The organism is Megasphaera sp. UBA4233, assembly GCF_002395615.1.
Taxonomy (GTDB): Bacteria; Bacillota; Negativicutes; order Veillonellales; family Megasphaeraceae; genus Megasphaera; species Megasphaera hexanoica.
This window is the reverse complement of sequence record NZ_DGXL01000036.1, coordinates 23472-45353: the sequence shown is the minus strand read 5'-3', so window position 1 is coordinate 45353 and position 21882 is coordinate 23472. Positions and strand designations below refer to the sequence as shown.

The 21882-nt window shown below is 51.2% G+C and carries 22 protein-coding genes; 20 read left to right on the top strand and 2 right to left on the bottom strand.

Annotated features, from left to right (window positions below; all coding sequences use genetic code 11):
- The first annotated feature begins 140 nt into the window (after positions 1–140).
- The 10 genes from B2U90_RS12200 (at position 141) to dnaB (ending at position 11362) form a co-directional block, all read left to right on the top strand.
- Positions 141–455 (top strand): ArsR/SmtB family transcription factor, encoded by a 315-nt coding sequence (locus B2U90_RS12200; protein ID WP_059077022.1) that lies wholly within the window; start codon positions 141–143, stop codon positions 453–455.
- Between the two features lie 26 nt (positions 456–481).
- Complete coding sequence (locus B2U90_RS12195) at positions 482–979, top strand: SixA phosphatase family protein (protein ID WP_059077021.1); 498 nt, start codon at positions 482–484, stop codon at positions 977–979.
- A gap of 30 nt (positions 980–1009) precedes the next feature.
- The gene (gene thiD, locus B2U90_RS12190; protein ID WP_059077020.1) at positions 1010–1810 is read left to right on the top strand and encodes a bifunctional hydroxymethylpyrimidine kinase/phosphomethylpyrimidine kinase; all 801 of its coding nucleotides are present in this window, start codon (positions 1010–1012) and stop codon (positions 1808–1810) included.
- Between the two features lie 20 nt (positions 1811–1830).
- On the top strand, positions 1831–2760 hold the full coding sequence (locus tag B2U90_RS12185) for a hypothetical protein (protein ID WP_059077019.1): 930 nt from the start codon (positions 1831–1833) through the stop codon (positions 2758–2760).
- A gap of 167 nt (positions 2761–2927) precedes the next feature.
- A complete protein-coding gene (locus B2U90_RS12180; RefSeq protein WP_059077018.1) occupies positions 2928–4589 on the top strand; it encodes a ribonuclease J in 1662 nt (553 codons plus the stop codon).
- Between the two features lie 85 nt (positions 4590–4674).
- The gene (locus B2U90_RS12175) at positions 4675–5631 is read left to right on the top strand and encodes a DUF2232 domain-containing protein (RefSeq protein WP_059077017.1); all 957 of its coding nucleotides are present in this window, start codon (positions 4675–4677) and stop codon (positions 5629–5631) included.
- Positions 5632–5648: 17 nt separating this feature from the next.
- Positions 5649–7658 carry a DHH family phosphoesterase gene (locus B2U90_RS12170; protein WP_292017917.1) on the top strand — a complete coding sequence of 670 codons (2010 nt, stop codon included), beginning with the start codon at positions 5649–5651 and terminating at the stop codon, positions 7656–7658.
- Positions 7655–8101 carry a 50S ribosomal protein L9 gene (gene rplI / locus B2U90_RS12165; protein WP_059077015.1) on the top strand — a complete coding sequence of 149 codons (447 nt, stop codon included), beginning with the start codon at positions 7655–7657 and terminating at the stop codon, positions 8099–8101. Before B2U90_RS12170 ends, rplI begins: the two co-directional genes overlap by 4 nt.
- Positions 8102–8117: 16 nt before the next feature.
- Complete coding sequence (lonC, locus tag B2U90_RS12160; RefSeq protein ID WP_075581876.1) at positions 8118–10025, top strand: Lon family ATP-dependent protease; 1908 nt, start codon at positions 8118–8120, stop codon at positions 10023–10025.
- An 11-nt stretch (positions 10026–10036) separates the two neighbouring features.
- Complete coding sequence (gene dnaB / locus B2U90_RS12155; protein WP_075581877.1) at positions 10037–11362, top strand: replicative DNA helicase; 1326 nt, start codon at positions 10037–10039, stop codon at positions 11360–11362.
- A 64-nt stretch (positions 11363–11426) separates the two neighbouring features.
- Here the strand turns inward: dnaB and B2U90_RS12150 are convergent, their stop codons facing one another.
- Together B2U90_RS12150 and B2U90_RS12145 are read right to left on the bottom strand one after the other, a co-directional pair.
- Positions 11427–12299 carry an epoxyqueuosine reductase gene (locus tag B2U90_RS12150; RefSeq protein ID WP_075581878.1) on the bottom strand — a complete coding sequence of 291 codons (873 nt, stop codon included), beginning with the start codon at positions 12297–12299 and terminating at the stop codon, positions 11427–11429.
- Entirely contained in the window at positions 12289–13062 is a 774-nt protein-coding gene (locus B2U90_RS12145; RefSeq protein ID WP_070807769.1) for a GntR family transcriptional regulator, read from the bottom strand. Before B2U90_RS12145 ends, B2U90_RS12150 begins: the two co-directional genes overlap by 11 nt.
- 156 nt (positions 13063–13218) lie before the next feature.
- On the opposite strand from B2U90_RS12145, the gene B2U90_RS12140 reads away from it, so the two are divergent.
- The 10 genes from B2U90_RS12140 (at position 13219) to crcB (ending at position 21813) form a co-directional block, all read left to right on the top strand.
- The gene (locus B2U90_RS12140) at positions 13219–13728 is read left to right on the top strand and encodes a hypothetical protein (protein WP_059077011.1); all 510 of its coding nucleotides are present in this window, start codon (positions 13219–13221) and stop codon (positions 13726–13728) included.
- 160 nt (positions 13729–13888) lie between these two features.
- Complete coding sequence (locus B2U90_RS12135; RefSeq protein ID WP_059077010.1) at positions 13889–14689, top strand: amino acid ABC transporter substrate-binding protein; 801 nt, start codon at positions 13889–13891, stop codon at positions 14687–14689.
- A 17-nt stretch (positions 14690–14706) separates the two neighbouring features.
- The gene (locus tag B2U90_RS12130) at positions 14707–15510 is read left to right on the top strand and encodes an amino acid ABC transporter substrate-binding protein (RefSeq protein WP_075581879.1); all 804 of its coding nucleotides are present in this window, start codon (positions 14707–14709) and stop codon (positions 15508–15510) included.
- A 93-nt stretch (positions 15511–15603) separates the two neighbouring features.
- Entirely contained in the window at positions 15604–16254 is a 651-nt protein-coding gene (locus tag B2U90_RS12125; RefSeq protein WP_059077008.1) for an amino acid ABC transporter permease, read from the top strand.
- 11 nt (positions 16255–16265) lie between these two features.
- A complete protein-coding gene (locus tag B2U90_RS12120) occupies positions 16266–17033 on the top strand; it encodes an amino acid ABC transporter ATP-binding protein (RefSeq protein ID WP_075581881.1) in 768 nt (255 codons plus the stop codon).
- 120 nt (positions 17034–17153) lie between these two features.
- Positions 17154–18593, top strand: a complete 1440-nt coding sequence (locus B2U90_RS12115; RefSeq protein WP_150824664.1) for a glucose-6-phosphate isomerase — start codon at positions 17154–17156, stop codon at positions 18591–18593.
- Between the two features lie 81 nt (positions 18594–18674).
- Positions 18675–19670: a UDP-glucose 4-epimerase GalE gene (gene galE / locus B2U90_RS12110; RefSeq protein ID WP_292017916.1), complete on the top strand. Its 996-nt coding sequence runs from the start codon at positions 18675–18677 to the stop codon at positions 19668–19670.
- Entirely contained in the window at positions 19660–20244 is a 585-nt protein-coding gene (locus B2U90_RS12105; protein ID WP_292017915.1) for a hypothetical protein, read from the top strand. The genes galE and B2U90_RS12105 overlap by 11 nt, the downstream gene beginning before the upstream one ends.
- Positions 20228–21376, top strand: coding sequence for a type II secretion system protein GspD (locus B2U90_RS12100; RefSeq protein WP_292017914.1), 1149 nt, complete (start codon positions 20228–20230; stop codon positions 21374–21376). The genes B2U90_RS12105 and B2U90_RS12100 overlap by 17 nt, the downstream gene beginning before the upstream one ends.
- Before the next feature lie 59 nt (positions 21377–21435).
- On the top strand, positions 21436–21813 hold the full coding sequence (crcB, locus tag B2U90_RS12095) for a fluoride efflux transporter CrcB (protein ID WP_059077003.1): 378 nt from the start codon (positions 21436–21438) through the stop codon (positions 21811–21813).
- Positions 21814–21882: the final 69 nt, after the last annotated feature.

The following is a 21882-nucleotide window of genomic DNA, read 5'->3' as shown; positions in this document are numbered from 1 at the left end:
ATCAGATATATTCAGACATATTATAAATTTTTTAGAATACTTTTCTACAAAAAGGCTGTAGAAATCATGCGCATATGATATAATAAGATATTCAATAATATGTGGCAGTCATATGCCAGACGGAATAGGGGAGAGAAATAGTGGCAGAAAAGGAAACATCACAGCAGGCTCCGGTGCCACAGGAATATATCGTGCCGCTGGCAGGTGTTTTCAAGGTCCTTGGTGACCCGACGCGCCTGCGCATCCTGCAGGCACTGATGGGAGGAGAGTGTTGTGTCAGTGATCTGGCGGACAAACTGGTCATGGAACAATCGGCCGTATCCCACCAGTTGCGTGTCCTCCGGGATGCGGCGCTTGTCCAGTTCCGGCGTCAGGGAAAAACGGTTTATTACTCCCTTGCCGATGAACACGTATATACCCTGCTGAAAGTAGGGCTGGAGCATGTGGCGGAATGAGCCGTAGCTGAGAGAGAAGGATTTATATGTATATTTGTTTGATGCGTCACGGTAAAGCGGAACCATACAGGGACGGGCAGGATGACAGCGGACGCGTTCTGACCAGCCGGGGTATACAGGATGTCCGTGATATGGCGGCATTGGCCCGGAAATGGTGGCCCGGTGGTACGACCCGCATCTGGACGAGCCCGCTTATCCGGGCCTGTCAGACGGCAGATATCATGAGCCAGTCCCTGCAGCCGGCCGCCATCCGCACGGATTGCTACATAGGCGATGGCGACCTTTCCGGCCTGTATGAGGAGCTGAAGGCCTTGCCGGAAATGGATACACTGCTGATTGTCGGACATCAGCCGTATCTGGACCGGTGGACCGAAGCCTGGACCGGTTCTCCTGCAGGATTCAAGACGGCCAGTATGGCCCTGGTTTCGTATGATCCCTATGATGGGAACTTCGGAAAGGGAAAATTGCTTTTATATCTGCACCCGGCTGGCGCGCGCCTGTTCCTGGGACAGGCTGCCCAGTAATGTGATTTTGACTCTTGGGAGGTTTTATATATGAAACATGTGTTATCGATTGCCGGTACAGATCCGTCCGGTGGTGCCGGTGCGGCAGCGGACTGCAAGACCTTTTGTGCCCACGGCTGTTTTGCCCTCAATGTTATTACGGCTGTTGTTTCGCAAAATACACAGGGCGTACGCGGATATATGGATGTAACGCCGGATCTCATTGCCGACCAGATTGATGCTGTCTTTGAAGATATCGACGTAGATGCCGTCAAAATAGGCATGGTAAGTGTGCCGGAAACGATTCGCGTCATTGCCGATAAACTCCGGCAGTATCAGCCGCGCTTCGTCGTCATTGACCCGGTCATGGTAGCTACCAGCGGACACCGGCTGCTCGTCCCCGAAGCGGAACAGACGCTGAAAGAAGTCCTGCTTCCACTGGCCGATGTCCTTACGCCAAACATTCCTGAAGCAGAAGTGCTGACGGGAAAGACGATAGAAAACCTGTCCGACATGGAAGATGCGGCTAAAGCTATCAGTGCCATGGGTGCCAGGGCCGTCCTGGTCAAAGGCGGGCACCGCGTGGAAGATGCTACGGACATTTTATTTGACGGTCAGGAACTCCATTACTTCAAGGGCAAACGCGTAGACAGTACGAGTACCCACGGTACAGGCTGTTCGTTGTCAAGCGCCATTGCTTCAGACCTGGCTAATGGCATGAGCCTTACCGATGCCGTGGCGGAAGCCAAGCAGTATGTGTATGAAGGGATTGCCCATGCCGAACCGATTGGCAAGGGGCACGGACCGATCCATCACTTCTATGAATTATATAAAAAGGCGGGCCTGCAATAGCCCCGGTGTGAGGTGATACTATGTTTACAAAAAAACTGAAAAAGGCTGCCCTGGCAGCGGCGGCAATTTGTACCATCGGCGGAGCGGCCTTTGCGGCGACACCGCAGCAGACCTATATGGATGCAGTGAATACGATGAGTACCCATCCGGAAGGGACGTATACGACCCAGGTGAAGATTGTCATGCCCTTTGTTGGTACCGTTACGGGCCATCAGCAGGCGTTTATCCAGCTGGAACCAGAAGCAAAAGCCCGTTTCGACACGTGGGCGACAAGCAGCCAGGGCGGGGATAGTGAAAAAGTTTCCGGTTACATGGAACAGGACGGGGCCAGACTGGTCATTTATTATCCCCAGACAGAACGGAATAAAAACAAGTCGTCCAAAACAGTATGGAAGAAAGCATCTATACCTCTGAAAGACGGCCGTTCTATGGCAGAAATCATTCGTCATGAACAGCACAAAGATGTCCTGAATGGCGTTAAATCGGTGACGGCCCTCGGCGGTGACCGGTATAATGTCGTCTATGATATGTCCCGCATTTATAAAGATGGCGACGAAAAGGAATGGGAAAAACAGGGACTTACGAAAGCGGAGGACCGGGAACTGTTGAAATCCGTCCTTCTGGCTCTGAAGGACAGTGGCGATGTATCGGCCCAGCTGACCATTGACCCCCGTTCCCACCGGATTACCCATGTCTCGGTACCGCTGACGGCACAGATGCGGTCTGTCACATCGGCTATAGCCGATAAGGCAGCAGATTATGCACCGGACAAGAAAGCGGAACTGGCTATGGCCAAACAGTTTGCCATGAATAGTACGGTATCTTTTGACTGTGACTGGTCTCTGCTGCCTCAGGGGATTGATCTCACTGTACCAGAATCAGTTAAGAAAAAAGCGGTAGAAGATAAAGATGGCAATATTCTCGTGCTTCAGGTCGGCGACCAGAAATAATATATGCTTTTTGCCAGGCATATAGTGTATATTTTTATCGTTATTTTGAAAAATTCTTGTCAAAGAAAATCGATAGTTATTGACAGATAGCCCAAAATAAAAGAAAATAATAGTAAGTAGTTTGAGCGGATACAGCACGAACCCAAATATGTATAGGAGGTAAGAAATTGGCTAAGAAGGAAAAACTTCTTGTAATTCCTCTGGGAGGCCTGGGTGAAATCGGTAAGAACATGACCGTTATCCAGTACGGCGATGATATTGTTGTCATCGATGCCGGGCTGGCATTTCCTGACGATGACATGTTCGGTATCGACCTGGTCATCCCCGACATGAGTTACTTGATTGAAAACAAAGATAAAGTACGGGCTATTGTCATTACGCATGGTCATGAAGACCACATCGGCAGCTTATCCTATCTGCTGAATGAAGTGAATGCGCCTGTATACGCGACGAAACTCGTCTGCGGTCTCATTGAAGGAAAGTTAAAAGAAAATCATATTACAAATTATCAGTTAAACGAAGTGCATCATGGAGATGAAGTGCAGATCGGCTGTATGAAGGTGGGGTTCATTCATACGAATCATTCCATCCCCGATGCGAGCGCTCTCTACTTCCGTACGCCTGTAGGTACCATTGTCCATACGGGTGACTTCAAGATGGACCTGACACCGGTAGACGGACTGCCTATGGATATCCACAAATTTGCCGACCTGGGCCGCCGCGGCGTACTGCTTCTCATGTCAGACAGTACCAATGCGGAACGGCCGGGGTATACGGAGTCGGAAACAACCGTCAGTGTCGCCTTCCGCAAAGCCTTCGGCGAAGCGAAAGGCCGGATTATCCTGGCGACATTTGCATCCAACATTTCCCGTATCCAGCAGGCTATCAATACAGCCGTACTGTTCAAACGGAAAGTTACTGTCCTCGGGCGCAGCATGGTCAATAACGTGCAGATTGCCATTGATCTGGGCTACCTGGAAGTACCGGACGGCGTGCTCATCGAACCGGATGAACTGAACCGCTATCCAGCCGATCAGGTGCTTATCCTGACGACGGGCAGCCAGGGCGAACCTATGGCCGGCCTGTCCCGTATGGCATCTAATAATCACCGCAGCGTCAGCATCATGCCCGGTGATACGGTTATTATCTCGGCAACGCCGATTCCAGGCAATGAAACCGGTGTGGGCCGGACTATCGATAACCTGATGAAGCTGGGCGCTACGGTCATTGCCGGTCGGGATAAAAGAATGCATGTTTCCGGCCATGCCAGTCAGGAAGAATTGAAGATCATGCTCAGCCTGATCAAGCCGAAATACTTCATCCCTGTCCATGGTGAATACCGCATGCTGCGGAAACACGGGGAACTGGCCGTACAGATGGGAGTGGCGAAAGATCACGTCCTCATCGGCGATAACGGGCAGATTTTCGAATTCTCCAACCGTTCCGGCCATAAGACGGGCCATGTCAATGCCGGACGCGTCTTTGTCGATGGCCTCGGCGTCGGCGATGTAGGTAATATCGTCATCCGGGACCGGCAGCAGCTGGCTATGGAAGGCGTTGTCATCGTCGTCATGACCCTGGCAAAGGGCACGAGTCATGCTCTGGCAGGCCCGGATATCGTATCCCGTGGATTTGTCTATGTCCGGGATTCAGAAGAACTCATGCGTGAAGCCCACGAAAAAGTAGCAGCTGTACTGGAACGCTGCGAAGCCGGTAATATCCGTGAATGGGCTGTCATTAAGTCGCAGGTCCGGGATACGCTGAGCCGCTATCTCTATGAAAAAACACGGCGGCGTCCCATGATTCTGCCTATCATCATGGAAGTATAGCCTAAATTGCATACAGCAGGCAGCGGAGGTTTATGCCTCCGCTGTCAGTTTTGATAGCCCTTTTATCTGGAAGGAGTGGAACTCTATGGAGCAGACACGTGCCGGTTACTGGACAGCAGGCGTCTTCTTTGCTGCTTTGCTGCTGATCATGGCGCTGCTGGCCCCGCTGGTGCCGGGACTGCCCTTTATCGGAGCTTTGATTCTTATATTTTACTTGCCGGTCCTGTGTGTCCAGTATGGACTTCCAGTGGCATTGCTACTGGCGGCCGGTCCTGTGCTGGTCCTGGCTTTTATGGCCTCTCCTGTGCTGGCGGCGCTGCAGTGGGGCATCCCGGCTGTCATGGCCTTTGCTGTAGGAACCGGGTATAGCCGCCGTATCGCCCCACTGCGCATCTTCGGATTTGTGGCAGGCGGCATCATCGCTCTTGCCCTGCTCGCCTGTCTCGGTGTGACTGTCATCGGAAAGGTACCATTATACGATATGCTTCAGCAGATTGTGAACCAGGCAGCCGATGAAGCCGTAGCGTATTATATACAGAGCAATCCCGCTTCGGCCCAGGTAGTAGCTGTCCATCAGGAAGTCGAAATGCTGAAGAAGACCATTCCCGTCATGATACCACTTCAGGTCTGCATGGGAATTCTCATGACGGTCTACCTGCAGATCCGCATTACCCAGCCGGTCCTGGCACGCAAAGGCTATAATATTCTGCCCTTTCCCCCTATCCGGCTTTGGGAAATTCCACGGGCTATGGTATACTTATATATACTGGCTATGGTCATGAAATACTGGGGGACGTCCCGGCACATTGACTGGCTGAATATACTGGCCGTCAATGCCGATCAGCTGGCCTCATTTTTTATCTGTATTGAAGGACTGGCTTTTATTCTGTACCTGCTGCAACACCGGCTTGTGTTAAAATCGGGATCGCAGGCTATGATAGTCATCCTCGTACTCTTTGTCCCCATATTCCAGATTGTGGCATTTATTTTCGGACTCGCGGATATGCTGCTCAATTACCGCAAAAAACGGGAAGCCATGTAACCGCAGGAGGCGGGAATATGTTTAAAAAATTATTAACCAACCGCAATGAAGAGACCATTATCGGCGTCGTGCTGGTACTGCTCCTGATTGTTGCCTTTTACAACTGGATTATTGCGCTCCTTGCCGGCATTGTCATCGGCGGCGTCTATGTTCTGACGCATAAGACCAATACGGAACGGAACAGGGAAATCAGCCAGCTTTTCGATGCGATTTCCCAGAGTGTAGACCAGGCATCGACCTATGCCGTCCAGAATCTGCCTATTGGCATCGCCATTGTCGATATGGAATCGAGCCTGTGCTGGGCTAACAGCGTATTCCGCGACTGGGTCGGTGATATCGAAGACGATCAGCGGCTGGATTATATTATGCCGAACCTCAATATCGACAAATTCTGGGGGAAATTCGGTTACTTTTTTGAACATATTGGCAAGCGCTATTATCGCGTAGTCTATAAGTATCTGCAGACAGAGGGATCGGAAGAAGACAACTATCTCATATTGTATTTTGAAGATATCACGGAAACGGAACAGCAGAAAATGAATTGTCTGGCTGCAATGCCTGTCTTTTGTGATATCGCCATCGATAATATGGAAGAAGTTGGTAAAGGCATGACGGCCGTACAGCAGGCGACGCTCTGGACCAACGTCAACAATTGTCTGATTGATGCGCTGACAGCACACAATGCGTTTGTCCGTTCTTATGGCAATGACAATTATATAGCCTGCCTGAGCCGGGAAGCGCTGAATACGCTGAAGGAAGATAATTTCTCCTTCTTGGAACAAATCCGTTCTATCCATACGGTCAACCGCATACCCGTTACGGTCAGCATGGGGATAGCCGCGTTTTCTGAAGATATTGTTACACAAGGAAAGGCCAATTTTAACGAACTGGCGGACAAGGCTCATTCCGGACTCGACCTGGCCCTGGGGCGTGGCGGCGATCAGGTCGTCGTCTATGAAGAAGATGGGACCGCGCATTTTTATGGCGGAAAGACCCGGTCTGTAGAAAAAAATACCCGCGTCCGTGCCAGAGTCGTATCTCAGGCTATCAGAGAACTCATTGAAACCTCTGATCTGGTGCTCATCATGGGCCATGAACGGGAAGATTATGACAGTATCGGCGCCGCTATCGGCGTAGCACGCATGGCAAAAATCGGGGGCAAACCTGTTCATATCGTCATCAGCCGCCAGACGGAAGCCATCAGCCGGATTGAAAAGGAAATCCGCGACGTGCCGGAGTTTAAGGACCTGCTCATCACGGCCGATATGGCCGAAGTGGCCTGCAATGACCAGACCCTGCTGTTCATCGTCGATACGCACCGGCCGGATATGACCGTGGCACCGCAGCTTCTCGATAAGACGGAACGGCGTGTCGTCATCGATCATCATCGTCGCAGCAGTGATTTCATCAAAAAACCACTGCTCGTGTATACGGAACCGTCCAGTTCCTCGACGAGCGAACTGGTGACAGAATTACTGCAATATTTTGACGAAGACCCGGAACTGCAGAAAATCGAAGCGACCGCCCTCTATGCGGGCATCGTCGTCGATACGAAGAATTTTTCTGTCCAGACGGGTGTGCGCACCTTTGACGCGGCTGCCTATCTGCGCCGCTGTGGCGCAGATCCGGATATTGTCCGCGAATTGTTCAGTTCTGATTTTGATTCGGTCAAACTTAAGGCACGGCTGCTGTCGGAAGCGCGCATTGCTGATGGTATCGCCATGACGAGCTGTCCCAAAGAGGTTCCCAACGCTCAGATCATATCCGCCCAGGTAGCCGATATGCTGGTCAATATTACTGATGTAGAAGCAGCCTTTACATTTTATGAATTACCCGATAATATCATAGGTGTCAGCGCCCGTTCCAAGGGTGATATCAATGTGCAGCTCATTATGGAAGCCATTGGCGGCGGCGGCCACCGCACGGTCGCCGGCGTACAGCTCAAAGGGCGCACGCTCATAGAAGCACAAGATGAAGTCATGGATGCCATCCATGAAGTACTCGATAAAGGGAGAGATACAGTATGAAAGTAGTATTATTACAGGATGTAAAAAAATTAGGTAAAAAAGGCGATATCATAGAAGTATCCGAAGGCTATGGCCGCAATTTCCTGCTGCCCCGCAAATTGGCTGCACCGGGAACATCCGGCAATATCAACGATGCCAAACAGAAAAAGGCTGCCGCTGTCCACAAGGCACAGGTCGCTTCTGATGAAGCCCTTATCCTTGCCAGCCAGCTGAAAAAGGTAGAACTGACGATTCCTGTCCGCGTCGGAGAAGGTGGAAAGATTTTTGGCGCTATTACGGGGAAAACAATCAGCGAAGCCGCTAAAGCGCAGTATAATATCGATTTAGACAAGAAGAAAGTAGAAATCAAGAATCCGATTAAAGCTTTGGGAACGTACGATGTCGTGATTCATGTCCATCCTACTATTTCCAGTGAAATTAAAATTCATGTCGTAGAAGAATAATTCCTGAGGTCAGCCTATGAAAGAATTACTGGATAAGCTGCTGCAGCGTCATAAGTATCTGGAACCGACTGCGGAAGAAGAACTGCGCCGTCAGGTGAATGTCCTGTACGGTGCCTTTACCGGCCTGATCGGTCCGGAAAAGATGGTTCTCCGGGCCAGCAAATATTCGGCTTTGGCGTACGTTCATTCGGAAGACCCCCGCCGTCGTATCGTCGGGCTGCAGCGGCTGGTCTATGAAGATGCGTCATATGATAAGGTGCCTTCTGATGACGAAGTTGTCGATGTCCTGAACGAGCTGGAGAATGTGCTGGCAGAAATGCTGGCCCGTCAGGCCGTGGAAGAACGGCTGGAAAAGAAAATCAGCCAGCGCATGGAAGAAAAGCAGCAGGAGTACGTACAGGAAATCAAAATGGAGCTCATCAAGGAGGAACTCCACGATGTGGAAACACCGCAGACGAAAAAAAAGCTGGACGATCTGCAGCATCTTGATTCCATTCATCTGACAGAATCGGTCATGCAGCGCGTCCGGCCTAAAACGCTTTCAGCCATTGTAGGTCAGGACCGGGCTGTCGAAGCGATGGAAAGCAAGCTGGCATCGGTGTATCCCCAGCACTTGCTCCTGTACGGGCCTCCCGGCGTGGGAAAAACGACGGCAGCCAGAATTGTCCTGAATGAGGCAAAAAAGCTGCCTTTTACGCCCTTTGGACCAGATGCGCCCTTTGTCGAAACGGACGGGGCGACACTGCGCTGGGATGCCCGCGATATGACCAATCCGCTCATCGGATCGGTCCACGATCCCATCTATCAGGGTGCCCGTCATGACCTGGCTGAAACGGGGATTCCCGAACCAAAACCGGGACTGGTGACGGAAGCCCACGGCGGCATTCTGTTCATCGATGAAATTGGTGAAATGGATCCCATGCTGCTCAATAAACTCCTGAAAGTACTGGAAGACAAGCGGGTCCGCTTTGAATCAGCGTATTATGATGAAACGGATCCCCATATTCCGGCGTATATCCGCAAATTATTTGCCGAAGGAGCGCCTGCTGATTTCGTGCTCATCGGTGCGACGACGAGGGATCCGTCAGAAATTAATCCGGCTATCCGGTCCCGGTGCGCCGAAATATATTTCGAGCCCCTCGTGCCGGCTGATATCCAGCAGATCGTCACCAATGCGGCACAGTCCCTGGGTGTTACCATGGAGGACGGTGTAGCCGAACTGATTAGTACCTTTACTATTGAAGGGCGGAAAGCCGTCAATATCCTGGCCGATACGTACGGTCTGGCTGTCTTCCGCTCCGGCAGCAATGATCATGTCGTACTGACGAAAGAGCTGGTAGAGAGGGTGGCCCAGATCAGCCGTCTCGTCCCGTATGTGACCGAAAAAGCGTCATCCCTTCCGGCTGTGGGCAAAGTCTTTGGACTGGGCGTAGCCGGTTTTCTCGGTTCCGCCATCGAAATTGAAGCCGTTGCCTATCCGGCCCGTACGCCGGGAAAAGGGTATTTCCGCTTCAATGATACGGCCGGCTCCATGGCCAAGGATTCCATGTTCAATGCCGCCGCTGTCGTACGCCGCATAACCGGTAAGGAATTGTCTGATTACGATGTCAATGTCAACTTCGTTGGAGGTGGCAACATCGATGGCCCCTCGGCGGGTTGTGCCATCACGACGGCACTGATTTCGGCAGTTACGGGGAAAGCGGTCCGACAGGACATTGCCATGACTGGCGAAATTTCGATACAGGGACTTGTCAAGCCTGTCGGCGGTGTGTTTGAAAAAGCATACGGAGCTCGCCAGGCTGGCATGAAAGGCATAGTGATTCCCGAAGAAAATCAGCGGGATATACCGGAGCATCATCTGAATCTTCAGATTTATAGTACCCGCACCATTGAGGAAGTCCTCGATATCATGCTTGTAAAATAGGGGAGAATAGTATGGAACAACGGATTCCGCCGCAGAATGTCGAAGCAGAACAGGCCGTACTCGGCGCCATGATGCTCGACCATAATGCTGTCATCACGGCTATGGAAGTCCTGCAGCCCCATGATTTTTACCGGGAAATACACCGGACCATTTTTGAGGCTATGGAAAACCTGCACCGTGAAAATAAGGAAATCGATCTGATTACCTTACCGGAAGAGCTGCGCCGTATGAAAAAACTGGATGCAGCAGGCGGTCTGGAATACGTCCTCAGTCTGCCCAATCTGGTGGCGACGGCAGCCAATATTGAATATCATGCCAATATCGTCAAAGACAAGGCAATGACCCGTGATCTCATCACGACATGTACGGATCTGACGACAGAAGCCTACGATGGAGAAAAAGAAGCAGACGAACTCATAGACGATGCGGAACGAAAAATATTCCACCTCGCTGAAAATAAAAAAAGCGGCGACTTTGATCCTGTCGGAAAAGTCGTCGAAGACACGCTGGATAAGATTTCCAAGCTTTATGAAAATAAAGCCGGCCTGACGGGGCTGCCTACGGGATTCCGGGACCTTGATAAGCTGACGTCGGGCTTGCAGCCATCAGACCTGATTCTTATTGCAGCCCGGCCGAGTATGGGCAAGACGGCCTTTACGCTGAATATTGCCCAGAATGTCGGTGTGCGTCAGCATAAGACGGTCGCTTTTTTCTCTCTGGAAATGAGCAAGGAACAGCTGGTGCAGCGGCTGCTGTGCCAGATTTCCCATATCGATTCCCAGAAGCTCCGGACAGGCCAGCTCAATACGGATAAGGACTGGGCCCAGCTTACCGATGCGTGTGACAAATTATATCAGGCGCCGATTTATATCGATGACACGCCGGGGATTTCCGTATCGGAAATGCGCTCCAAGGCGCGGCGGCTGAAATCGGAACACGGTCTGGATTTGATTATCGTCGATTATCTGCAGCTCATGCAGGGACGGAATTCAGAAAGCCGCCAGCAGGAAATTTCAGAAATTTCCCGCTCACTAAAAGCGTTGGCGAGAGAGCTGAAAGTACCTCTTATCGCCCTTTCCCAGCTCAGCCGCAGTGTAGAAAGCCGCCAGGACAAGCGGCCCATGCTCAGTGACCTCCGCGAATCGGGGGCGTTGGAACAGGATGCGGATATTGTTGCCTTTCTCTACCGGGAAGATTATTACGATAAGGAAACAGAGAATCAGCATATTACGGAAGTCATCGTGGCCAAACACCGCAATGGCCCGACGGATACGGTTAAACTCTACTTCCGTGGCGAATATACGCTGTTCCTGAATCTGGACCCGACTCACGAATAAAAGATATTTTGCTTTTACCCATATACCCAGACGGGGCTGTAACAACACGGTTCTTTCCATGTTGCTACAGCCCCGTTTTGGCATGTACGATATCGAGATTGCGCAGGAGAATCTTTTTCCCCCGCCAGGAAAAAGGCCGGTTCCCGTAAGTTGTGCGGAACTGGCGGTTCGTAAGTGATTCTATATCTTCTTTCCGCAGCATCGTAAGGCGGTTTTGACGGAATTCCACTATGGGAGTTATGGGAACACCCTTATTATGGGGACAGACCCGCTGACATTCATCACAGCCGAAGATGAGCGGTGTCCTGGCTATAACCTCCATTTCCCTATCGGTAAGGGGTTCCTTCTTCTGGGTAAGATAGGATTTGCAGAGATGATAGTCATATGTTCCCTCCGACAGGCAGCCGCCAGGGCATATGCGCTGGCAGGCACCGCAATGGAGACATTCCCTGTCCATAGGAGCGTCCGGTGTGAGAGGCAGTGTTGTCAGGATGGCACCGATAAAGCAGTACGATCCATACACGGGATGGATGAGACATTGATTGTCACCTACAAATCCCAGACCGGCCTCTACGGCCAGCAGCCGTTCTGTGAGAGGGGATGTGTCAGCAATGCAGCGCTGTGTACCGCCATACGAGGTCAGGATAGCAGACAGCTTTTCCAGATAGGCCGGGACGATGAGATGATAATCTTCGAGCTGACAGTAGAGCGAAAGATTCGTCTTTTCTGTCTCTCTGTTGTAATAGGGAAACAGAATGACGACGGCGGCCTTGCAATCCGGTAACAGAGACGTCAGGTCATAGCGCTCCATTCCCTTTCCCGATGCCAGCGGACAGACGGGCTGCTCTGTTTCCGGAACGGGCAGATGGGCGCTGGCGATGCCGGTACAGGTAAGGCCGAGCCTGCGGGCGGCGTCTTTTATGAAATCAGTGTTCATGGACTGCTTCTGATACCGGTTCTTCCAGTTCCGGCGGCAGGATCATCCCTTCTACGGACAGGGACTCTGTGGGAAGTGTATCGGCAGCCAGTGCCGGCGTGTGGCGGAGAATATAGTCATGAGCCGTTATATAGCAAATGCCCAGATGGCTGTCCATGGCCTGGCAGGCTTCGTGTGTGTCTTTGTTTTCCAGGGCATGGACAATCCGCCAGTGCTCTTCCGCTGCTTCGGCACAGCGGCTGCGGCGGCTGTATAAAGAATTAATGCCGGTCCGTTTGATTTTATCCCGCATTTCTTCAACGAGACGGCGCAACATCAGATTGCCGCTGGCGACGATGATCGTGTTGTGGAACTCCGTATCGGAACGGATGAATTCCTGATAATCCGGTGCCGCCTGGGTCTGCTTATACTTAAACAGCTGCTGCTGCACCGTCTGGCGCAGGACTTCCAGATGGTCGGCAGAGATATGTTCGCAGGCCAGCCGTACGGCAAGAATTTCCAGGGCTGTCCGGATCTGGAAGATGTTTTTCAGATCCTGCATACTGAGCCCCTTGACCAGGATACCCCGCTTGGGAATATACTGGATCCAGCCTTCTTTCTGCAGCTGCAGTGCAGCCCGGCGGACAGGTGTGCGGCTGATTTGAAGTTCCGCGGCCAGCGTGCGTTCGCTGAGCATCTGGCCATTGACGTAGGTCTGATCGAGAAGCCGCTGTTTCATCGTACGGTAGACCTGCATCTGTAAGGACTGATTTTTGTATTCCATAACTATATCAACACCTTTGTGTTTAATGAGCTATCAGTATTATATCATATCCCACAATAGTTTGTTAACCAGTGGTGGCTGTCTTTTGGCATATCCAGAGATGGCAGGCTATGGTATAATAAGGGCGTCGGGGGATGTGGGATGGGAGGCTGAATCATGACCAGGGAAGAAATATCGCAGCATTTCGGCTGCGGTACAGTGGAACAAGCATATGAAAATTCCAAATGGTTTTCTGTCTTTATGCAGCTTCTGTTTACGGGCGTCGGCATTTATTTCTTCTGGCTCATGCTGGCAGAAACGACACTGGCAGCCAAGCTGGATAACATAGCCGTCCTGATTTTTTGTCTCTGGCGTATCGACCGGCAGCGCGATGTCATTTGTTACGTCACGGCAAAGGGGCTGGTCGTCCGGCGGCAGTTCATGTCTCTGGAAGAGTTTTTTGATGAACAGCTCCATCCGGACCGTAATCTGGTGTTTATCCGCTATGAAGATATTTTTGAAATTTCCGACAACTGGAAGGAAATACAGCTCGGAGCGGCAGAAGAAGGCGGCCTGGCCGTGCTGCCCGTTCATCTGCAATTCCTTCCCCGGCAATATAAGCAGGAAATCATGGACCGTATTAAAAAAGAACAGGAAACGGATGATAAGGACGATAAAAAGGGATAACAGGCGTTTTTATCCAACTATGTGTTATTGCACTATCCTGGTCTGAACTATGATAATTCCGTATACCTTTTTTACTTTATTATTTTAATAAAATAAAGTAAAATATAGGCATTGATGTTTTACTTTATAGTCCTTGAACAGGATGTGGGGGAGCGATCAGATGAGACATTGGCAGAAATATGCCGCAATAGGCATGACGGCTGTACTGGCTGCCGGTCTTATGACCGGTTGTGGCAGTGATAAAAAAGCAGAACAGGGTGCATCAGGAGAAAAAAATAAAATCGTCATCGGTCTCGATGACAATTTCCCGCCTTTCGGATTTCACGATGAAAGCGGGGAACTCGTCGGTTTTGATATCGATATGGCAAAAGAAGCGGCCAAACGCCTGGGCATTGAAGTAGAATTCAAACCGATAGACTGGGACAGCAAAGAAACGGAATTGAACAGCAAGAAAATCGATGCCATCTGGAATGGCCTGTCTATTACACCGGAACGGGAAAAGAATATCCTCTTTTCCCGGCCGTATGAAAACGGGCCGCAGATTCTCCTCGTACGGGCCGATTCTCCCATCCAGGGAAAAGCGGACCTGGCAGGCAAAATCGTAGGCACGCAGCAGGGCAGTACCGGTTTGGAAGCCATCAACCAGGAACCACAGCTGCGTGATTCCTTCAAAGAACTCAAGCAATATTCGGATAATGTGACGAGTTTCATGGATCTGGAAGTCGGACGTATTGATGCCGTCGTCGTAGCCAAGACGACAGCCGCTTATTTTATGCAGAAGAACAAGGCGAACTTCCGCATCATCGATGTAGGATATCCGGATATCCCCAGTGGCGTCGGCATGCGCAAGGACGATACGGCACTGAAGGCAAAACTGGATAAAGTGCTGGAAGACATGCATAATGACGGTACGAGCAAAGCCATCTCGGAAAAATGGTTTGGCATTGATATTTCGATGTAATAAGGAGGATATGAAATATGAACTTAAAAAAAGTAATACTGGCAGGCACGCTGGCAGTCACGACGGCAGCCATGATTACAGGTTGCGGCGGACAGGATAAAAAGGCAGCAGACCAGAAGCTGCCTGATAAAATCGTCATCGGCCTCGACGATAATTTCCCGCCTATGGGATTCCGCAATGAAAGCGGCGAACTCGTCGGCTTTGATATCGACTTGGCAAAAGAAGCGGCCAAACGGCTGGGTGTGGAAGTAGAATTCAAGCCCATTGACTGGGACAGCAAGGAAGCGGCCTTACAGAGCAAGCAGGTAGACCTCCTCTGGAATGGCCTGACTATTACCAAAGACCGTTCGGAAAAGATAGCTTTTTCCAAGCCGTATATGAAAAACGCTCAGCTTCTTGTCGTGCGGGCGGATTCCCCGATTACGGACCGGGCTGGTCTTGCCGGAAAGATTATCGGTACCCAGGAAGGCAGCAGTTCTATTGATGCTCTGGATAAGAATAAAGAATTTGAAAATTCCCTTCAGGAAGTCAAGAAATACGGCGATTTCGTCAACGCCTTTATGGACCTGGAAATCGGCCGTACTGACGGTGTCCTCGTCGATAGTGTAGTCGGCCGCTATTACATGACCAAGAAAGAAGGAAAGTTCAAAGTCATCGATGATAAGATGGGCGATGAACAGTTTGGCGTCGGCATGCGCAAGGACGACAAAGTGCTTCAGGATAAGCTGAACGACGTCTTGAAACAGATGACAGAAGATGGTACAATGACTAAGTTGTCCGATAAATGGTTCGGGGAAGATATTACGATTCCCGTTAAATAGTGTATAGTGTTGCTGTATCTGGTGGAGGGGCCGCCTGTGTCTGGGCGGCCCGCTTGTTTGTCCTGACACAGGTACATAGTAAGGGAGTGCCTTATGGAGTATTTATTGCATATCGTGCCTGCCGTAGCCGTGGGGCTGCAGGTTACGCTGAAGATTTTCATCATTACTATTGTGCTCAGCCTGCCTCTCGGGGTGGTCATGGCTATAGCCCGTATTTCAAAAATCAAGCCCCTCAGCAAGTTTATGGGAGCCTATATCTATATCATGCGGGGCACGCCGCTCATGCTGCAGATCCTCTTTATCTATTATGGCCTGCCTTTTATCATCGACGGTTTGAAACTGGCGGACTTCCCGGCAGCTATCATCGCCTTCGTCTTTAACTACGCCGCATATTTCGCTGAAATTTTCCGCGGCGGCATCCAGTCTATTGACAAAGGCCAGTATGAAGGGGCTAAAGTTCTGGGTATGACCTATGTCCAGACCATGCGCCGCATCATCCTGCCCCAGGTCGTAAAACGCGTCCTGCCGCCGGTGGCGAATGAAACCATCAACCTGCTGAAAGATACGTCCCTGGTCTATATCCTGGCCATGAATGATATCCTGCGCATTACCCGGTCCATCGTACAGCGCGATTTTGATACGACCGCCTTTATCGTAGCCGCCGTCTTCTATCTCTTCTTTACGTTTATCCTCACCAAGGTATTTAGTTATCTGGAAAAACGCTTTGCCGTATACGATGAATAGGAGGCACTACGATGAGTTTTATTGAAATGAATCATATCCGTAAACAATTCGGGAATCTGGAAGTACTGAAAGATGTGACGCTGCATATGGAACGCGGTGAAGTCATTTCCATCATCGGTCCATCCGGCAGTGGCAAGAGTACCTTCCTGCGGTGTCTCTGTCAGCTTGAAACCATCAATCGAGGAGAAATCATCGTCGATGGACAGTACATGGTCAAGACGCCGGAAGGCAGCCAGCGCGCCATCTACGAACCGGCTTCCCGTGTACGGGCCATCTGCCGCCGCATGGGCATGGTATTCCAGCATTTCAACCTTTTCCCCCACATGACGGTCCTCGATAATATTCTCGAGGCTCCCCGTGTCGTCAAGGGAATGAAGACGAATGAAATCCTGCCTATAGCTGAATCACTCCTCAAACGGGTCGGCCTGTGGAGTAAGAAGGACGCCTATCCGTCCCAACTTTCGGGCGGACAGAAACAGCGTGTGGCCATTGCCCGGGCTCTGGCCATGCAGCCGGATATCATGCTCTTTGACGAACCGACATCGGCACTCGATCCGGAGCTGACCGGAGAAGTACTGCGGACTATCAAGCAGCTGGCCGATGAAGATATGACCATGATCATCGTGACCCATGAAATGGCCTTTGCCAAAGAAGTTTCCGACCGGGTCCTGTTCATGGCAGACGGTATTGTCCAGGAAGAAGGAAATCCGGAACAGATTTTTGAACATCCGCAGAATGAACGAACCCAGAGTTTCCTGAAATCCATGCTGCGCTTTTGATCAAAGCTGCACTGTATATTTTTTAGATATATGGTGCAGTTTTTTATTTCTCCCACGGATTCCGGTATTTATGATATAATGGAAAGGTAAACAATTCGAACGAAAGGCTGTGGTATTATGATGAATCGGATTACCTTGCCGTCTGGCCTTGTATTGGATATGTCCCACCTTTACGGGCCGGATGCCTTGATAACGGAACGAGAAGTGGAAGAGTTTGCTCCTGTCTATCAGAAAGCTCACTCTGTCATGATGGAATTGCGCCAAAAGGGAACGGTTGCCGGCCACCTTTCTAAAGATGGGGAACCGGAAGCGGTACTCTTTCCGCAGCTGCCGTATATTGCAGAAGGCAATATCAATAATCCTGAACGCATCGTGGCATTGGAAGAACTGGGACGGACGGTGCGCAACCGCGTCGATGCCGTCGTATTCTTCGGCATTGGCGGGTCGTATCTGGGCGGCAAAGTCCTGTTTGATGTCCAGTGCGGCGAATTCTGGAATCTTAAGAGTCAGAAAGACCGCAACGGATATCCTAAGGCATTTTTTGCCGGTAATAACGTCGATGCCCATAAGTTGTCCGGCCTGATTCAGACAATGCGTGCAGAAAGTACGGGACAGCAGGATTACACGGTCATGGCCGTCGTTATATCCAAATCGGGATCTACCATCGAACCCATGTCGAATTATATGATTTTCAAAGAAGCCATGGAAGCTGCGGGGATTTCTATGGAAACCGTAGCCGTCACCGATCCCCATGAAGGAGAAAAGGAAACGCTGCTGCATACGCTGGCCCGTGAATCGGGCTGGCCTATCTTCTACGTACCGGACGGCATCGGTGGCAGGTTCAGCGTCTTTTCCGAAGTAGGACTCATCGTCGGAGCCCTTACGGGATTTGATATCCGGTCCTTCCTTGCCGGTGCCCGTGAAGCGGATCAGGCTGTCAAAAGCGATGACATCACGAAAAATCCGGCCCTTCTCAACAGTGTCCTGAAATTCCTGGCCGGAAGCCGCCATGGGAGAAACCTGGAAGTTCTCATGCCCTATGCCGACAATCTGAAATCTTTATCCGAATGGTATATCCAGCTCCTGGCAGAATCACTGGGTAAACGGCTGAATAAAGAAGGGCAGGTCGTCCATTATGGACGGACGCCGATCGTCGCTGTCGGTACGACGGATATGCATGCCCAGACGCAGGAACACCAGGAAGGCCCCCAGGACAAAGTCGTCCAGTTCGTCTCCATCGAAAAATGGCCTGATGATCTCGTCGTTCCCCATACGTACGATTCCTTTGCCAAGCTGGCTGCCTTCAGCGGCCTGCCCTTGAGCCGGATCCTGGAAGCGGCGCGCCGGGCTAATGAAGAAGCCCTCATTGGAGATGGCCGGCCCAGTGCCAATTTCATCCTTCCTGAACTGAACGCCTTTTATCTGGGAGAGCTCATGTTCCTGCTCTGCTGGTCCATTGCCTATGAAGGGGAATATGCCGATGTCGATGCCTTTAACCAGCCGGGGGTAGAAATATACAAACGCTATCTGGGGCAGCATCTGGCAGAAATGAAAAAATAACGGGTTCGTTCCCGGCTCTGCCATTAGGCGTAGATCTGATGTCTTTCGTTTAAATTTGTAGTGAAAGGTGTACTGTGTATTATGAATATTCTCGTTACCGGGGGTGCCGGATATATTGGCAGCCATACTGTAAAAGCATTATTGGAAAAAGGTCATTCCGTAGTCGTACTGGACAATCTGTCCAGGGGACACCGTCAGGCCGTACCAGCAGACGTGGAACTCATTGAAGAAGACATACACCATCTGGAACGGGTAAAACAAATCCTGACAGACCGGAAAATCGAAGGGGTCATGCATTTTGCCGCCCACAGCCAGGTAGGGGAATCGATGGTCAATCCGACTATCTATTATGACAATAATATAGTCGGTTCCTATTACCTGCTGGAAGCGGTCCGCCAGGCCGGTGTGCCTTATATGGTTTTTTCATCTACCGCTGCCGTATATGGCGAACCGGAACAGACTCCCATTACAGAAGATATGCCGTATGCGCCGACCAATGTCTATGGACAGACAAAATTGATGATTGAACACATGCTGGCCCAGTTCAGCCGTGCCTATGGTCTGCGGTATGTGGCCCTGCGTTATTTTAATGCCGCCGGAGCCGATGCAGATGGCAGAATCGGGGAAGATCATACACCGGAAACCCATCTGATTCCGTTGATTTTGCAGACGGCTTTGGGACAGCGCCAGAGTATCAAGATTTTTGGTACAGATTATCCGACGGCTGATGGGACCTGTATCCGTGATTATATCCATGTAACGGATCTGGCCGATGCCCACGTGCGGGTCCTGGACTATCTGGCCCATGGCGGCCAGTCCCAGTATTTCAACCTGGGGACACAGCATGGCATGAGTGTGCGCCAGATGATCGAGACGGCTAAAAAGGTAACGGGCCGGGACTTTGCTGTAGAAGAAGCGCCCCGCCGTGCCGGCGATCCGGCCGTACTCATCGCAAGCTCGGAAAAGATTCAGGCTGTAACCGGCTGGCGTCCTGTCCACAGTGATGTGGAACACATCATTGCCGATGCCTGGAACTGGCACCGTACGCATCCTGCAGGATACGGAGATGAGAAATAGGCTGTCCGCATATAGTCACCTTGTTTGGAACATTTTAGTTCATCACGCGAAAACATGGCTCCCGTATGGAGTAATCCTGGCATGTCTGACAGGAATCTGGTTTTGGTGGGATGGACCGGCATCAGATCAGAACGTAGTAGTACGGGAGACGAAGAATCATACCGATTCTCCGCCTCCTTCTTTTTTGCATAAAAAAGCCGGTCCCCCTTCAAAAGGAGAAGGAAGGTGTATCCACAGCCTGGCGGGCATCCGGCGGACAAAACCACTGGCCGATTTATTTGAGTCGCCAGTTGCCATGGAGACTGCGGGAAAAGAAGCAAAAAAGGAAGATAATCCGGAACAGAAGAAAAAACAGAACGGCAGAGAGAAAGAGAGACTGTCCCGGCCGGTACCGCTGCCACAGGTACTGGGAGTGCTGGAAGAAGGAGGCCAGCGTCTTATCCTGCTCAGCAATGGATTGCGGTCACAGGCTTGTGCGGCAGGAGAATCGTTTGATTCCTGGCAGATTGCTTATATTTCCCACGGTGTAGCAGGTCTTTCGAAAGAAGGTGTCATTCATGAAGTGTATTTTTAAGACAGGGAAGACGTGGCTGCCACTGAGATTTCTGGCCATGGGGATGATGCTGATGGGATGGCCGGTACAGGCGGAAGCTCTCGATGTCCGCGTTCATGAAGCTCCGGTCCGTACCGTTCTGGCCGGACTGGCACGCAGTGCTGGAATCAACCTGGTCATAGACGACACAGTGGATGGCACGGTGACGATGGAGCTTCATGATGTACCGGCAGAAGAGGCAATCCGCGTACTGGCGGGCAGCCAGAATCTGTTGTACCGCACGGACGGGGCCATTGCCTTCATTACGGCCGGAAGAGCTCATGATCAGGCCAGGAGCTGCTATACCTGGAAACTTCATCATGCCGATCCGGACAGTGTGCGTCAGGCGGCAGAAGCGGTGGCAGGGTCTGGTCATATCGGCTATCACAGCGATACCAATGCTCTCGTCCTTCATGGCTCGGCCCAGACTGCAGCGGCGGTAGACCGGCTGGTGCAATCCCTCGATGTTCCGGTGCGGCAGGTCAGTGTGGAAATAGAATTCCTGTCCCTTCAGACCGATGCCGTCAAAGATCTGGGGATTTCCTGGGACTGGACAGCCATGGAAGGCGGACCGGGTCATCAGGCTTTCCTGTACACGGGACAGCTGCGGGCGCTGGAAAGCAAGGGTAAAGCCCGGGTCCTGGCCCGTCCTCATCTTATGGCACAGAATGGGCGGGAAGCGCAGATTCTTATCGGGGACCGCATCCCCGTCCTGACAGAACACGTGACCGATGGGGAAGTGTCCCGCACGACAGAATATGAAGATGCGGGCATCAAGCTGAGCTTTACGCCGCGGATTCATGAGGATGGCAGTGTGACTGCCCACATCCGGGCCGAAGTGGGAACGCCTATCCTCGTACCGGAACTCAAGGCCTACCGGATTACGACGCGCCGGGCCGATACGGACGTCTGTATGCAGCCCGGGAGGGACCTGCTCATCGGCGGCCTCATCAGCCGGGAGGAAATCAATAATCTGCGCAAAGTCCCCATACTGGCAGACATCCCTGTCCTGGGAAAGTTATTCCGGTATCACTACACATCAAAAAAAGAAACGGAACTGGTCATCCTCATCCGGTCCCGCGCAGCATCATCTTCCCCGGAATCGGTTCGTTGACAGGCCGTATGGAATCTGCTACCATAGATATGTTTTCAGCAGAAAGGGGATAGGAACAGATGGAAAAAATACTATGTGTAGCATTGGGAGGCGGCATCGGGGCGGCCTGCCGGTATATACTGACGGAACTGTGCAACATGCATGGAGGAGCCTTTTTTCCCTATGGGACAGTACTGGCTAATGTCATCGGGTCTTTTCTGATTGGTGTCCTGTTTGTTTTTTTCAGCAGCCATTCGTCTCTTTCACCGCTGGTCAAACTCCTTTTCGTAACAGGCGTTCTCGGAGGATTCACGACCTTTTCTACATACAATATGGAACTCCTGACTATGGCCCGGACCGGCGAATTTACCTTTGCCCTGCTCTATCTGGGACTCAATGTCATCGGCGGTTTTGCGGCCTGCTGGCTGGGATACGCTGCCGGTAATGCCATTGTCTGATGGTATGATACTAGTTTTTATATAAACGTATTATCCAGTGGCATCAAAAAAGACTGACCCGGAAGATCA

What these genes read in the sequence shown, in the direction of transcription:
- B2U90_RS12195 (WP_059077021.1), top strand. Translation starts at nt 482, where the DNA reads ATGTATATTTGTTTGATGCGTCACGGTAAAGCGGAACCATACAGGGAC.
- thiD (WP_059077020.1), top strand. Translation starts at nt 1,010, where the DNA reads ATGAAACATGTGTTATCGATTGCCGGTACAGATCCGTCCGGTGGTGCC.
- B2U90_RS12185 (WP_059077019.1), top strand. Translation starts at nt 1,831, where the DNA reads ATGTTTACAAAAAAACTGAAAAAGGCTGCCCTGGCAGCGGCGGCAATT.
- B2U90_RS12175 (WP_059077017.1), top strand. Translation starts at nt 4,675, where the DNA reads ATGGAGCAGACACGTGCCGGTTACTGGACAGCAGGCGTCTTCTTTGCT.
- B2U90_RS12170 (WP_292017917.1), top strand. Translation starts at nt 5,649, where the DNA reads ATGTTTAAAAAATTATTAACCAACCGCAATGAAGAGACCATTATCGGC.
- rplI (WP_059077015.1), top strand. Translation starts at nt 7,655, where the DNA reads ATGAAAGTAGTATTATTACAGGATGTAAAAAAATTAGGTAAAAAAGGC.
- lonC (WP_075581876.1), top strand. Translation starts at nt 8,118, where the DNA reads ATGAAAGAATTACTGGATAAGCTGCTGCAGCGTCATAAGTATCTGGAA.
- dnaB (WP_075581877.1), top strand. Translation starts at nt 10,037, where the DNA reads ATGGAACAACGGATTCCGCCGCAGAATGTCGAAGCAGAACAGGCCGTA.
- B2U90_RS12150 (WP_075581878.1), bottom strand. Translation starts at nt 12,299, where the DNA reads ATGAACACTGATTTCATAAAAGACGCCGCCCGCAGGCTCGGCCTTACC.
- B2U90_RS12145 (WP_070807769.1), bottom strand. Translation starts at nt 13,062, where the DNA reads ATGGAATACAAAAATCAGTCCTTACAGATGCAGGTCTACCGTACGATG.
- B2U90_RS12140 (WP_059077011.1), top strand. Translation starts at nt 13,219, where the DNA reads ATGACCAGGGAAGAAATATCGCAGCATTTCGGCTGCGGTACAGTGGAA.
- B2U90_RS12135 (WP_059077010.1), top strand. Translation starts at nt 13,889, where the DNA reads ATGAGACATTGGCAGAAATATGCCGCAATAGGCATGACGGCTGTACTG.
- B2U90_RS12130 (WP_075581879.1), top strand. Translation starts at nt 14,707, where the DNA reads ATGAACTTAAAAAAAGTAATACTGGCAGGCACGCTGGCAGTCACGACG.
- B2U90_RS12125 (WP_059077008.1), top strand. Translation starts at nt 15,604, where the DNA reads ATGGAGTATTTATTGCATATCGTGCCTGCCGTAGCCGTGGGGCTGCAG.
- B2U90_RS12120 (WP_075581881.1), top strand. Translation starts at nt 16,266, where the DNA reads ATGAGTTTTATTGAAATGAATCATATCCGTAAACAATTCGGGAATCTG.
- B2U90_RS12115 (WP_150824664.1), top strand. Translation starts at nt 17,154, where the DNA reads ATGAATCGGATTACCTTGCCGTCTGGCCTTGTATTGGATATGTCCCAC.
- galE (WP_292017916.1), top strand. Translation starts at nt 18,675, where the DNA reads ATGAATATTCTCGTTACCGGGGGTGCCGGATATATTGGCAGCCATACT.
- B2U90_RS12105 (WP_292017915.1), top strand. Translation starts at nt 19,660, where the DNA reads ATGAGAAATAGGCTGTCCGCATATAGTCACCTTGTTTGGAACATTTTA.
- B2U90_RS12100 (WP_292017914.1), top strand. Translation starts at nt 20,228, where the DNA reads ATGAAGTGTATTTTTAAGACAGGGAAGACGTGGCTGCCACTGAGATTT.
- crcB (WP_059077003.1), top strand. Translation starts at nt 21,436, where the DNA reads ATGGAAAAAATACTATGTGTAGCATTGGGAGGCGGCATCGGGGCGGCC.